The organism is Staphylococcus sp. HMSC067F07, from assembly GCF_001837405.1.
Classification (GTDB): Bacteria; Bacillota; Bacilli; order Staphylococcales; family Staphylococcaceae; genus Staphylococcus; species Staphylococcus capitis.
Map to the genome: position 1 here is coordinate 831,770 of NZ_KV832237.1, position 14,601 is coordinate 846,370.

9 protein-coding genes are annotated in these 14,601 nt (G+C 37.1%); 1 reads left to right on the forward strand and 8 read right to left on the reverse strand.

What is annotated here, in order from left to right; all coding sequences use genetic code 11:
- The first annotated feature begins 13 nt into the window (after nucleotides 1-13).
- Nucleotides 14-1,180: a M20 family metallopeptidase gene (locus tag HMPREF2706_RS10985; RefSeq protein WP_049428866.1), complete on the forward strand. Its 1,167-nt coding sequence runs from the start codon at nucleotides 14-16 to the stop codon at nucleotides 1,178-1,180.
- Between the two features lie 215 nt (nucleotides 1,181-1,395).
- Here HMPREF2706_RS10985 and tuf read toward each other — a convergent pair whose 3' ends face one another.
- The 8 genes from tuf to HMPREF2706_RS11025 form a co-directional block, all read right to left on the reverse strand.
- Nucleotides 1,396-2,580: an elongation factor Tu gene (tuf, locus tag HMPREF2706_RS10990; protein WP_002432994.1), complete on the reverse strand. Its 1,185-nt coding sequence runs from the start codon at nucleotides 2,578-2,580 to the stop codon at nucleotides 1,396-1,398.
- A 218-nt stretch (nucleotides 2,581-2,798) separates the two neighbouring features.
- Complete coding sequence (fusA, locus tag HMPREF2706_RS10995; protein ID WP_002469900.1) at nucleotides 2,799-4,880, reverse strand: elongation factor G; 2,082 nt, start codon at nucleotides 4,878-4,880, stop codon at nucleotides 2,799-2,801.
- A 117-nt stretch (nucleotides 4,881-4,997) separates the two neighbouring features.
- Nucleotides 4,998-5,468: a 30S ribosomal protein S7 gene (gene rpsG, locus HMPREF2706_RS11000; protein ID WP_001137495.1), complete on the reverse strand. Its 471-nt coding sequence runs from the start codon at nucleotides 5,466-5,468 to the stop codon at nucleotides 4,998-5,000.
- 70 nt (nucleotides 5,469-5,538) lie between these two features.
- A complete protein-coding gene (gene rpsL, locus HMPREF2706_RS11005; protein WP_002433334.1) occupies nucleotides 5,539-5,952 on the reverse strand; it encodes a 30S ribosomal protein S12 in 414 nt (137 codons plus the stop codon).
- A gap of 90 nt (nucleotides 5,953-6,042) precedes the next feature.
- A complete protein-coding gene (locus HMPREF2706_RS11010) occupies nucleotides 6,043-6,303 on the reverse strand; it encodes a ribosomal L7Ae/L30e/S12e/Gadd45 family protein (protein ID WP_002433271.1) in 261 nt (86 codons plus the stop codon).
- Nucleotides 6,304-6,445: 142 nt separating this feature from the next.
- Entirely contained in the window at nucleotides 6,446-10,042 is a 3,597-nt protein-coding gene (gene rpoC / locus HMPREF2706_RS11015) for a DNA-directed RNA polymerase subunit beta' (protein WP_161799215.1), read from the reverse strand.
- Nucleotides 10,043-10,204: 162 nt separating this feature from the next.
- Complete coding sequence (gene rpoB / locus HMPREF2706_RS11020; RefSeq protein WP_049428871.1) at nucleotides 10,205-13,756, reverse strand: DNA-directed RNA polymerase subunit beta; 3,552 nt, start codon at nucleotides 13,754-13,756, stop codon at nucleotides 10,205-10,207.
- 215 nt (nucleotides 13,757-13,971) lie between these two features.
- A complete protein-coding gene (locus HMPREF2706_RS11025; protein WP_070862377.1) occupies nucleotides 13,972-14,580 on the reverse strand; it encodes a class I SAM-dependent methyltransferase in 609 nt (202 codons plus the stop codon).
- Nucleotides 14,581-14,601: the final 21 nt, after the last annotated feature.

Sequence of the window (14,601 nt, forward strand, 5' to 3'; positions counted from 1 at the left end):
AGAAGTGATAAATGTGTTTGATTGGTTCCAATTGGCTAGCAAAAAAGAGAAAAGAATGGTACAACTACGACGATATTTGCATCAATATCCCGAACTCTCTTTTGAGGAAAAGCGTACGCATGACTTTATCGTGAATCAATTAAGCCAGTTGTCATGTGATATTGTTACTCCAGTTGGCCGTAATGGTATCAAAGCTACATTTAAAGGTAGTGAAAACGTCCCAACTATAGCATTTCGTGCAGACTTTGATGCCCTACCTGTTCAAGAATTAAACGACGTCCCATACCGTTCTAAAAACGAGGGCTGTATGCATGCATGTGGTCATGATGGTCACACGGCAATATTACTTGGAGTTGCTGAAATAGTAAATGAACACCGCCATTTATTAAAAGGAAACGTTGTATTCATCTTCCAATATGGGGAAGAAATTATGCCTGGTGGCTCTCAGGAAATGATTGATGATGGCTGTCTTCAAGATGTTGATAAAATCTATGGTACACATTTGTGGAGTGGTTATCCTTCAGGTACTATTTACTCTAGACCTGGTGCGATCATGGCATCACCTGATGAGTTTAGTATCACGATCAAAGGTAGCGGTGGACATGGGGCTAAACCCCATGAAACCATTGATCCTATAGTCATTATGGCTGAATTTATTTTAAGTGCACAAAAGATTGTCTCTAGGACGATAGACCCAGTTAAAGAAGCTGTTGTGACATTTGGGATGGTACAAGCTGGATCAACAGATAGTGTTATTCCGGATACCGCCTTTTGTAAAGGAACTGTTCGTACATTTGACACCGAGCTACAAAACCATATTAAGAATAAAATGGATAAACTATTACAGGGCTTAGCTGTTGCTAATGATATTACTTATGACATGAATTATATTAAAGGCTATTTACCTGTACACAATCATCCGCAATCTTATGAGGTTGTTAAACAAGCAGCGAATGATTTACATTTAAGATTTAATGAATCAGATTTGATGATGATTGGCGAAGATTTTTCACATTATCTTAAAGTACGTCCAGGTGCCTTTTTCTTAACAGGTTGTGGTAATGGGGATAAAGGTATATCCGCGCCACATCATAATCCATACTTTGATATAGATGAATCATCTTTTAAATATGCTGCAAGCGAATTTCTTAAAATACTAGAAATTGAACATGTATTTTAACGATTTATAATATATAGAGCGTGTTCTACCTTACTTTTAAATAAGTAAGATAGAACACGCTTTTTGTGTGAGAAAAAATTAAAAATTTAATACTAAGTTGACTTACTATCAGCTAAACGAGCTTTTCTGAATAAAAAAATAGGAAATATATGTAAAAATTGGAATAAAAAAAGACTCCCAAACTGGGAGTCCTTAGAAATAATGAATAATAAATATTATTCGAAGATTTCAGTTACAACGCCTGATCCAACAGTACGTCCACCTTCACGGATTGAGAAACGAGTACCGTCTTCAATAGCGATAGGAGCGATTAATTCAACTGTCATTTCAACGTTGTCGCCAGGCATAACCATTTCAGTACCTTCTGGTAAGTTAACAACACCAGTTACGTCAGTAGTACGGAAATAGAATTGTGGGCGGTAGTTACTGAAGAATGGAGTGTGACGTCCACCTTCGTCTTTAGATAAAACGTAAACTTCCGCTTTGAATTTAGTGTGTGGTGTGATTGAACCAGGAGCAGCTAATACTTGACCACGTTGTACGTCTTCACGAGCAACACCACGTAATAAAGCACCGATGTTGTCACCAGCTTCAGCGTAGTCTAATAATTTACGGAACATTTCTACACCAGTAACAGTTGTTTTAGAAGTTTCGTGGATACCGATGATTTCAACTTCTTCACCAACTTTGATTTGACCACGTTCAACACGGCCTGTAGCAACAGTACCACGACCAGTGATTGAGAATACGTCCTCAACTGGCATCATGAATGGTTTGTCAGAATCACGTTCTGGAGTTGGAATGTAATCATCAACTGCTTGCATTAATTCTAAGATTTTTTCTTCGTATTGAGCATCGCCTTCTAAAGCTTTTAATGCTGAACCAGCGATTACAGGTACATCATCACCTGGGAAGTCATATTCGCTTAATAAGTCACGAACTTCCATTTCAACTAATTCTAATAATTCTTCGTCGTCTACCATGTCAACTTTGTTTAAGAATACAACTAATGCTGGTACACCAACGTTACGTGATAATAAGATGTGTTCACGAGTTTGTGGCATTGGACCGTCAGCAGCAGATACTACTAAGATACCGCCGTCCATTTGAGCAGCACCAGTGATCATGTTTTTAACATAGTCAGCGTGTCCTGGGCAGTCAACGTGAGCATAGTGACGTTTGTCAGTTTGATACTCGATGTGTGCAGTATTGATTGTAATACCACGTTCTTTTTCTTCTGGAGCGTTGTCAATCATGTCGTATGATTGTGCAACAGTGTCACCATTTTTAGCTAATACAGTTGCGATAGCAGCTGTTAAAGTTGTTTTACCATGGTCAACGTGACCGATAGTACCAATATTGGCATGTTCTTTTGAGCGATCAAATTTTTCTTTTGCCATTATTAAATCTCTCCTATTCTTAGTAAAAGTTATTTCAAATTTATCTCTCATGATAGTTTCTCACCATCATGAGAAGATAATTGATTGAGTTAAGCCTAAAAGAATTTATAATTCTTTTATAATGCATTTACCCTTAAAAATCAAATCATAAAAGTGATAGCTTAACAATAAGCTCAACCTGTATTTTAACCTAGCATGGCTAGTCTTAACAAGTTAAATTACTCACCTTTATTTTTCTTGATGATTTCATCAGCGATTGATTTAGGAACTTCTGCATAGTGGTCAAAGTACATAGTGTAAGTACCGCGACCTTGAGTGTTAGAACGTAATGAAGTTGCGTAACCAAACATTTCTGAAAGTGGTACAAAGGCATTTACAACTTGTGCATTACCACGAGGTTCCATACCATCTACACGTCCACGACGAGCAGTTACGTCACCCATGATATCGCCCATGTATTCTTCAGGCATTTCGATAGTTACTTTCATCATTGGTTCTAAGATAACTGGATCACATTTTTTAGCAGCTTCTTTAAGCGCTAATGATGCAGCAATTTTGAAGGCCATTTCAGATGAATCGACATCGTGGTAAGAACCATCAAATAATTTTGCTTTAACATCGATTAATGGATAACCAGCTAAGACACCATTTTCCATAGCATCTTTAAGACCTTGTTCAACTGATGGAATGTATTCACGTGGAACTACACCACCAACGATAGAGTTTTCGAATTCGAAACCTCCACCTGTTTCGTTAGGTGTGAATTCGATATGAACATCACCGTATTGACCACGACCACCAGATTGACGAGAGAATTTACCTTGAACTTGTGCAGATTGCTTGAATGTTTCACGGTATGAAACCATAGGAGCACCTACATTACATTCAACGTTGAATTCTTTCTTCATACGGTCAACTAAGATGTCTAAGTGTAATTCACCCATACCACCGATGATAACTTGTCCAGTTTCTTCATCAGTATGTGCATGGAATGTTGGGTCTTCTTCTTGTAATTTAACTAAAGCTTGAGTCATTTTATCTTGGTCAGCTTTAGATTTTGGTTCAACAGATAAGTGGATAACTGGCTCTGGGAATTCCATTGATTCCAAGATAATGTCGTTTTTCTCACCACATAAAGTATCACCAGTACCTGTTTCTTTAAGACCTACCGCAGCAGCGATATCACCTGAGTAAACAGTATCGATTTCTTGACGTGAGTTTGCGTGCATTTGTAATAAACGACCTACACGTTCACGTTTATCTTTAGTAGAGTTCTTCACGTATGAACCTGAAGTTAATGTACCTGAGTACACACGGAAGAATGTTAATTTACCAACATAAGGGTCAGTCATAACTTTGAATGCTAATGCAGCGAATTCAGCTGAATCGTCTGGTTTAGCAACAACTTCTTCTTCAGGGTCATTAGCACGGTGACCAATGATTGGTTTAACGTCTAATGGTGAAGGTAAGTAGTCAATTACTGCATTAAGCATTAATTGAACACCTTTGTTTTTGAATGCTGTACCACAAAGTACTGGGTAAAATTCTACGTCAGTAGTTGCTTTACGGATAGCAGCTTTTAATTCATCGATAGAAATTTCTTCGTCACCAAGATATTTCTCCATTAATTCGTCGTTGCTTTCTGCAACAGCTTCGATTAATTGAGCACGAGCTTCTTCAGCTCTTTCTTTGTGATCGTCAGGAATTTCAATTTCATCGATTTCTGTACCTAAATCGTTAGTATATCTAAAGCATTTCATTTCAACTAAGTCAATGATTGCTTCGAATTCATCTTCGGCACCAATTGGTAATTGGATAGGTGCAGCATTTGCTTGTAAACGATCATGTAAAGTGCTTACTGAATATTCGAAGTTAGCACCTAATTTATCCATTTTGTTTACGAATACGATACGTGGTACGCCATAAGTAGTTGCTTGACGCCAAACTGTTTCAGTTTGAGGTTCTACACCTGATTGAGCATCAAGTACAGTAACCGCACCGTCAAGTACACGTAATGAACGTTCAACTTCAACAGTGAAGTCTACGTGTCCAGGTGTATCGATAATGTTGACACGGTGGCCATCCCATTGTGCTGTTGTTGCAGCAGATGTGATTGTGATACCACGGTCTTGTTCTTGTTCCATCCAGTCCATTTGTGAAGCACCTTCGTGTGTTTCACCAATTTTGTGGATACGACCTGTGTAATAAAGAATACGTTCAGTCGTAGTAGTCTTACCAGCATCAATGTGAGCCATGATACCGATGTTACGAGTATTTTTCAAAGAAAAGTCTCTTGCCATGTGTTTTTCTCCTTCCAGTATTTACTGAATAAGTACTATAGATATGGCGATGCCCTAAGCATGAGCCATTATTGGTAAACCTTATAACGGAACACACTCAGGGTAAAAGCTTTCATCTTACCAACGGTAGTGAGCAAATGCTTTGTTTGCTTCAGCCATTTTGTGAGTGTCCTCACGTTTTTTGACTGCACCACCTGTATTATTTGCAGCGTCTAAGATTTCGTTAGCTAAACGATCTTCCATAGTTTTCTCACCACGAAGACGAGCGTAGTTTACTAACCAACGTAATCCTAAAGTAGTACGACGTTCTGGGCGTACCTCAACTGGTACTTGGTAGTTAGAACCACCCACACGACGAGCTTTAACTTCTAATACTGGCATAATGTTATTGATTGCTTCTTCGAATACTTCTAATGCATCACGACCACTACGTTGTTCAACTAAGTCGAATGCAGAATAAAGAATTCTTTGAGCTGTTCCGCGTTTACCGTCTAACATAATTTTGTTAATTAATTTAGTAACTAACTTAGAGTTATGAATTGGATCCGGTAATACGTCTCTTTTTGGTACTGATCCTTTACGAGGCATAATGTAAATCCTCCCTTCCTATTATAGTATAATCTTTAAAAATGTATTTAAAATTTACGTAATCTTAAACTTAATTTTTAGGTTTTTTAGTTCCGTATAATGAACGACCTTGTCTACGTCCATCAACACCTGAAGTATCAAGTGCACCACGTACAATATGATAACGCACACCAGGTAAGTCTTTAACACGTCCACCACGTACAAGTACTACACTGTGTTCTTGTAAGTTGTGTCCGATACCAGGGATGTATGCGTTGATTTCAATGTTATTTGATAAACGCACACGCGCATATTTACGTAACGCTGAGTTAGGTTTTTTAGGTGTCATAGTACCTACACGAGTACAAACACCACGTTTTTGAGGTGAGTTTAAGTTAGTAAATTGTTTCTTTTTACTATTGAAACCTCTGTTTAAAGCTGGTGAATCTGATTTCTTAGTTTTGCTTTTTCTTGGTTTACGTACTAATTGGTTAATAGTTGGCATTGAATGTGTCCTCCTCTCTTCATTTTTTAATCCCACACATCCAGGTGGTTCATTTTAAGGTTAAATAAAATTTAGTAAGCATCATACTTACTAATTCTCATTCAATAACGCAACAATAGTTGCATTAACATTGATACCTACATATTCTCCTAAAGCCCGCTGGCTAGAAAAAAATGTCACTGGTATATTTTCTTGATTGATATAGCTTAACACGCGAGTTAATAAATGAACTTCAACGTCTTTAGCGATAATCAATGATGCAACTTGATCTTTCTTTAACGCTTTAAGCGTTTCTTTAAGACCAACTACATAGTGTTGTTTGTTAAAGCGTGCAACTTTTTCATTAGACATGTACATATCCTCCAAAGTTCTGCTTGCATCAACCTTTAATATATTAACATTTTTTAATACACATAGTCAACAATAACTCTAAGCTTTTAAAAATAAATATATAAGAGAGTGAGGTATTAACTCCTCACTCTCAAGTTAAAATTTATTCAGTAATCTCAACATCTTCAGTTACATCTGCTACAGGAGCTGATGTTTTATCATATTGAACATCACTGTAACGTCTCATACCAGTACCTGCTGGGATTAGCTTACCGATAATAACGTTTTCTTTAAGTCCAAGTAAGTCATCGCGTTTACCTTTAATTGCTGCATCTGTAAGAACGCGTGTTGTTTCTTGGAATGACGCAGCTGATAAGAAGCTTTCAGTTTCAAGAGAAGCTTTTGTAATACCAAGCAATACTGGTTTAGCAGTTGCTGGACGTTTACGGTGTTTAAAGGCTTCTCTGTTAGCATCAGTAAAGCTGTGAATGTCCACAAGAGAACCTGGTAATAATTTAGTGTCACCAGCTTCAATGATACGAACTTTACGTAACATTTGTCTAACCATAACTTCAACGTGTTTATCGTCGATTTCAACACCTTGCATACGGTAAACTTTTTGAACTTCTTTTAATAGGTAACTTTCAGTCGCATTAAGTCCTGCTACTGCTAAGTAGTTTTTAGGCTCAATTGAACCTTCAGTAAGAACTTCACCACGTGCCACTGATTGACCAACTTCAACTTTAAGTCTTGAAGTACCTGAAGCTAGATATGATCTAGTTTCGTTAGCACCTTTAACAACAATTTCTTGTTGACGATCTTTAGCTAATTTAATGTCTTCTACTACACCTTCGATTTCAGTAATAACCGCTTGTCCTTTAGGGTTACGTGCTTCAAAGATTTCTTGGATACGTGGAAGACCTTGAGTGATATCGCTTCCTGCTACCCCACCAGTGTGGAATGTACGCATTGTAAGCTGTGTACCTGGCTCACCGATTGATTGAGCGGCAATCGTACCAACTGCTTCACCGACTTCAACTTTTTCACCTGTAGCAAGGTTTTTACCGTAACATTTTTCACAAACACCGTGACGAGTGTTACATGTAAACGCTGAGCGGATGTACATTTGTTCAATACCAGCATCAGTAATTTTCTTAGCGATATCTGCAGTAATTAATTCGTCTGGACGAATGATTACTTCATCAGTTTCAGGATGACGAATTGTTTCTTTAGAATAACGACCTTCGATACGTTCAATAAATGGTTCAATCATTTCTGTACCTTCTTTGATATCAGAAACTAATAAACCACGGTCAGTGCCACAGTCTTCTTCACGTACGATAACATCTTGCGCAACGTCAACAAGACGACGAGTAAGGTAACCAGAGTCAGCTGTTTTAAGAGCTGTATCGGCAAGACCTTTACGAGCACCGTGAGTTGAGATGAAGTATTCTAATACTGTTAAACCTTCACGGAATGAAGATGTGATTGGCAATTCGATAATTTTACCTGATGGTGCAGCCATTAATCCACGCATACCTGCTAATTGCGTGAAGTTAGATGCGTTACCACGGGCACCAGAATCACTCATCATGAAAATAGGGTTTGTTTTCTCAAGAGATTGCATTAATTCGCCTTGAATTTGGTCTTTTGCGTCAGTCCAAATTTCAACAACAGCGTTATAACGTTCATCTTCAGTGATTAAACCACGATTATATTGTTTAGTTACACGTTCAACTAATTTTTCATGTTCATCTAAGATATCTTGTTTGTCTGGAAGTACCACGATGTCAGATACACCAACAGTAATACCAGCTTTAGATGAGAATTTGAAACCTAAGTCTTTCATTCTATCTAACATCATAGATGTGTCAGTAATACTAAATCTATTGAATACTTCAGCAATGATGTTTCCTAAGAATTTCTTATTGAATGGCTCAATAAGTTCTTCATTTTCAAAGTATTCTTTTAAGCCACCCTCACCTAATTGAGTCGGATCTATGAAGTATTTATCTGGCGTAGTATCTTCTAAATTTGCTTGACTAGGTTCATTAATATATGCAAATGAATCAGGAATGATTTCATTGAAAATAATTTTACCTACTGAAGTAACTAAGATTTTACTATTTTGAGCATCTGTGAACGTTGGGTTGTTGAATGAGCTTGCATGCACACCAATACGAGTGTGTAAGTGTACATGACCGTTCGCATAAGCTTTTAATACTTCATTAGTGTCATTGAAAATCGCACCAGTATTAACAGCATCTTTACGTTCTAATGTTAAATAGTAGTTACCTAATACCATATCCTGAGATGGTGTAACAACTGGTTTACCATCTTTCGGGTTAAGGATGTTTTGTGCCGCAAGCATTAACATACGTGCCTCAGCTTGTGCTTCTTTTGATAATGGTACGTGAACCGCCATTTGGTCACCGTCAAAGTCCGCATTGTAAGCTGTTGTTACAAGTGGATGAAGACGGATTGCACGACCCTCAACTAATGTTGGTTCAAATGCTTGGATACCAAGTCTATGAAGCGTTGGTGCACGGTTAAGTAATACTGGGTGTTCAGTGATAACATCTTCTAATACATCCCAAACTTCATCATCCATGCGTTCGATTTTACTTTTCGCATTTTTGATATTTGTAGCAATTTCACGTTGAACTAATTCCTTCATAACGAATGGTTTAAATAGTTCAAGTGCCATTTCTTTAGGCAATCCACATTGATACATTTTTAAGCTTGGCCCAACGGCGATAACCGAACGACCTGAATAGTCAACACGTTTACCAAGTAAGTTTTGACGGAAACGACCTTGTTTACCTTTTAACATGTGTGAAAGTGATTTTAATGGACGGTTACCTGGTCCAGTAACTGGACGACCACGACGTCCGTTATCAATTAAAGCGTCTACAGCTTCTTGTAACATACGTTTTTCGTTTTGAACGATGATGCCAGGTGCACCTAAGTCTAATAAACGTTTCAAACGATTGTTACGGTTGATTACACGACGATATAAGTCGTTTAAATCACTTGTAGCAAAACGTCCACCGTCTAATTGAACCATTGGACGAATTTCAGGTGGGATGATTGGAAGTACATCTAAAATCATCCATGAAGGATTGTTTCCTGAATTTCTGAATGATTCAACCACTTCTAAACGTTTAATTGCACGAGTTAGTCTTTGACCAGTAGCAGACTCTAACTCATCTCTTAACAGTTTTAGTTCTTCATCTAAATCAATTTCTTCTAATAGGTCTTTAATACCTTCAGCACCCATTTTAGCTACGAATTGATTAGGATATTTGTCATAATATTCTCTGAACTCTGCTTCAGATAATAATGTTTTCTTCTCTAATCCAGTAGGGCCTGGATCTACTACAACATAAGAAGCGAAGTAGATGACTTCTTCTAATGCTCTTGGAGACATGTCTAGCAATAGACCCATACGACTTGGAATTCCTTTGAAATACCAAATATGTGATACAGGTGCTGCTAATTCAATGTGTCCCATTCTTTCACGACGCACTTTTGATTTAGTTACTTCAACGCCACATCTGTCACATACCATACCTTTGTAGCGTACACGTTTGTACTTACCACAACTACATTCCCAGTCTTTCGTAGGTCCAAAAATTCTCTCACAGAAAAGACCATCTTTTTCTGGTTTTAAAGTACGATAGTTAATTGTTTCAGGTTTCTTAACTTCACCATAAGACCATGAACGAATTTTTTCAGGTGAAGCTAATCCTATTTTCATATAATGGAAATTATTTACATCAATCAAGGAGCCTACCTCCTTCAATTTAGATTAGCTGTGCTATTTGATTGATTTATCTTCATTGAAATCGAATACCTTAAAGAGGTTGAAATGATTCACATTTCATTACCTCTTTAAGAATCCTTTTATCTTAAGTGCTTTTTAATCAGTTGTTTTCTTTTGTGATTCAGGAGCATCTTTTTGTTGTAAATCTACTTTGCGTTCTGTTGCATCTTCATCATCAACGTCCGCCATTTCAATTTCGTTGTTTTGCTCATCCATCACTTTAACATCTAATCCTAAACTTTGTAGTTCTTTCATCAATACTCTGAATGATTCAGGAACACTTGGTCTAGAGATGTTTTCACCTTTAACGATAGATTCGTAAGTTTTTACACGACCTACAGTATCGTCAGATTTATAAGTTAAGATTTCTTGTAAAGTATATGCAGCACCATAAGCTTCAAGTGCCCATACCTCCATCTCACCAAAACGTTGACCACCGAATTGTGCTTTACCACCAAGTGGTTGTTGTGTAACAAGTGAGTATGGACCAGTTGAACGTGCGTGTAACTTGTCATCAACCATGTGAGCAAGTTTAAGCATATACATAACACCTACAGAAATACGGTTATCGAATGGTTCACCTGTACGTCCATCATATAATACAGTTTTACCATCGCGAGCCATGCCTGCTTCTTCGATAGTAGACCATACATCCTCATCGTTAGCACCATCAAATACTGGAGATGCAACGTGGATGCCTAGGTTTTTAGCAGCCATACCTAAGTGCAACTCAAGGACTTGTCCGATGTTCATACGTGATGGTACACCAAGTGGGTTTAACATGATATCAATTGGGCGTCCATCTGGTAAGTAAGGCATATCTTCTTCAGGAACGATTTTAGAAATAACACCTTTGTTACCGTGACGACCACACATTTTGTCCCCAACATGAATTTTACGTTTTTGAACAATATAAACTCTTACTAATTGGTTTACACCTGGAGATAATGTGTCGTCTCCTTCTTCACGATTAAACACTTTAACATCTAGTACAATACCACCTGCACCGTGTGGCACACGTAATGAAGTATCGCGAACTTCACGAGCTTTTTCGCCGAAAATTGCATGTAATAATCTTTCTTCAGCTGTTAACTCAGTTACACCTTTAGGCGTCACTTTACCAACTAAAATGTCGCCATCCTTAACTTCAGCACCTACATAGACGATACCTCTATCATCTAGGTTTTTAAGTGCACTTTCAGATACGTTAGGGATATCTCGAGTGATTTCCTCAGGTCCTAATTTAGTATCACGAGCTTCTGATTCATATTCCTCTATGTGAATAGAAGTGTAAACGTCATCTTTAACTAAACGTTCACTCATAATTACAGCATCCTCGTAGTTGTAACCGTCCCAAGTCATGAAACCAACAACTACATTTCGTCCTAATGCCATTTCACCTAATTCCATTGAAGGACCATCGGCAAGGATTTCATTATATTCAACCACGTCACCAACTGAAACAATTGGACGTTGGTTATAACAAGTACCTGTGTTAGAACGTTTGAATTTAGCTAATGGATAACGGTCTAATTCACCTTCGTGTTCAGTGCCATTTTCCTCAACTAAACGACGCACTAAAATTTCACTAGATTCAACGTGCTCAACACGACCTCTGTGTTTAGCAGTGATTGCAGCACCAGAGTCACGTGCAGCCACATGTTCCATACCAGTACCAACAAATGGTGCTTCAGTGTTCATCAATGGTACCGCTTGACGTTGCATGTTCGCACCCATTAATGCACGGTTAGAGTCATCGTTTTCTAAGAATGGAATACATGCTGTAGCTGCTGATACAACTTGTTTAGGTGATACATCCATGTAATCCATTTTTTCTTTCGCCATAACTGTGTTATTACCACGGAAACGACAAACAACCTCGTCATCTAAGAAACGACCATTTTCGTCTAAACGTGAGTTGGCTTGGGCAACTACATAGCTATCTTCTTCATCAGCAGTTAAGTAATCGATTTGATCTGTAATAGAGTTCGTATCTAAATCAACTTTACGATACGGTGTCTCAATGAAACCAAATTCATTTACTCGTGCATAACTTGATAATGAGTTAATTAAACCAATATTTGGACCCTCTGGTGTTTCAATTGGACACATACGACCATAGTGTGAGTAATGAACGTCACGTACTTCCATTTGAGCACGTTCACGAGTTAAACCACCAGGTCCTAATGCTGATAAACGACGTTTGTGAGTCAACTCAGCTAATGGGTTAGCTTGATCCATGAATTGTGATAATTGAGAACTACCAAAGAATTCTTTAATTGATGCAATAACTGGACGAATATTGATTAATTGTTGTGGTGTAATTGAATCAGTGTCTTGGATTGACATTCTTTCACGCACGACACGTTCCATTCTTGATAAACCGATACGGAATTGGTTTTGTAATAATTCACCAACTGAGCGTAAACGACGATTACCTAAGTGGTCGATATCATCTGTATAACCAATGCCATTTAATAAGTTAAAGAAGTAACTCATTGAAGCTATGATATCAGCTGGAGTTATACATTTAACTTCTGAGTCTGGTAATGCATTACCGATAACAGTAGTTGTACGACCTTCCTCGTCATTAGGTACGTATACTTTGATTGATTGAATTTCAACTGGTTCGTCAATAACGCTACCTTCAAGTTCAAAGACTTCGCTATTAGCGTTTGTTTCTAGAACTTCCATAATTTCATCAATCTTACGACGATCTAGTACTGTGCCTTCTTCAGCTACAATTTCGCCTGTTTCACTGTTAACAATAGGCTCTGCTAATTTTTGATTGAATAAACGATGTTTTAAGTGTAATTTCTTATTAGCTTTATAACGACCTACGCTTGCTAAATCATAACGTTTAGGGTCAAAGAAACGTGAGTATAATAAGCTTTTAGCATTTTCTACTGTTGGTGGTTCGCCAGGACGTAAACGTTCATAAATTTCTAATAAAGCTTGTTCTGTGTTTTCAGTACCATCTTTTTCTAATGTATTACGTAAATATTCACTTTCTCCTAGTAAATCAATGATTTCTTGATCACTTGAAAAACCAAGTGCACGTAATAATACAGTTAATGGTAATTTACGAGTTCTATCGATACGAACGTACACTACATCTTTTGTGTCAGTTTCATATTCTAACCAAGCACCACGGTTAGGAATAATAGTTGCATCGTAGTTTTCACGTCCATTTTTATCAATCTTTTCATTGAAGTAAACGGATGGTGAACGTACCAATTGAGATACGATAACACGTTCAGCACCATTGATTACAAATGTACCTGTGTCTGTCATTAATGGGAAATCACCCATGAAGACTTCTTGTTCTTTAACTTCGCCTGTTTCTTTAATAATAAGACGTACTTTGACACGAAGAGGTGCAGCATAAGTAGCGTCACGATTTTTTGATTCTTCTAAATCGTATTTTGGTTCACCTAATCTATAATCTACAAATTCTAAAGATAGGTTACCTGTGAAATCTTCAATTGGAGAAATGTCTCTGAACATCTCTAATAAACCTTCTTTAAGGAACCAATCGTAAGATTTTGTTTGAATTTCTATTAAGTTTGGTAATTCTAATACTTCTGAAATTCTCGCGTAATTTCTACGTTTACGATGTCTTCCATATTGGACAACTTGACCTGCCAAACAGATTCACCCCTCAAAAATTGTGTGTTTTACTTATACATTGAAATAGGACACAATAAAGAATATAAAAGACAAAAAGAAAACGGCAACACTTATGATGACACCATTTTCGATTTATATTTATACTTAATTTATTTATCCTTTTACGTAAAAGTACACACTTATTGAACATAAATTTTTACATTTTATAACTATATCAGAATACGATTTTGAAATCAACCTTTTAAACTTTTCAAAATATAATATCCTTTACTCTTATTAACGACTTCTACATGGTTAAAGCATTCTTGCATTTTCTTCTTTGCAGATGGCATACCTTGTTTCTTTTGTATCACAACATAGAGTGCACCTTGATCTTTTAATTTGCCATAAGCCTCTTCAAAAATTCTATGCACTACATCTTTACCAGCTCTAATAGGTGGATTTGTCAGAATGTAATCAAATTGTTGATCACTTACACCTGACAAGCAGTCACTTTCTATTATTTCAGCATTTTCAATTTGATTTTTAGTTTTATTCATTCCAGTAAGAGCCAATGCTCTATTATTTACATCTAACATATATAATTGATGATGTGGTGAAACTTTAGCAATAGTTAATCCGATAGGCCCATATCCGCAACCAACATCGGCAATATATTTACTAGGTCCAGGCGGATGTACCTTTAAAAATGTTTTAATTAACAAATCCGAACCATAATCTACTCTATCTTTTGAGAACACACCTGTGTCAGTCGTGAACTCTAAATGCACCTTATCAAAATGATAACTTATTTTCTTTTGATTGCTTTTCACTTCAGGATTTTCATCATAGTAGTGACTCATGTCCACACCTCAATTAAAATT

Bases quoted from the DNA above. Each gene is read 5' to 3' on its own strand.
- fusA (WP_002469900.1), bottom strand. From the start codon at position 4,880: ATGGCAAGAGACTTTTCTTTGAAAAATACTCGTAACATCGGTATCATG.
- rpsG (WP_001137495.1), bottom strand. From the start codon at position 5,468: ATGCCTCGTAAAGGATCAGTACCAAAAAGAGACGTATTACCGGATCCA.
- tuf (WP_002432994.1), bottom strand. From the start codon at position 2,580: ATGGCAAAAGAAAAATTTGATCGCTCAAAAGAACATGCCAATATTGGT.
- rpoC (WP_161799215.1), bottom strand. From the start codon at position 10,042: ATGAAAATAGGATTAGCTTCACCTGAAAAAATTCGTTCATGGTCTTAT.
- HMPREF2706_RS11010 (WP_002433271.1), bottom strand. From the start codon at position 6,303: ATGTCTAATGAAAAAGTTGCACGCTTTAACAAACAACACTATGTAGTT.
- rpsL (WP_002433334.1), bottom strand. From the start codon at position 5,952: ATGCCAACTATTAACCAATTAGTACGTAAACCAAGAAAAAGCAAAACT.
- HMPREF2706_RS11025 (WP_070862377.1), bottom strand. From the start codon at position 14,580: ATGAGTCACTACTATGATGAAAATCCTGAAGTGAAAAGCAATCAAAAG.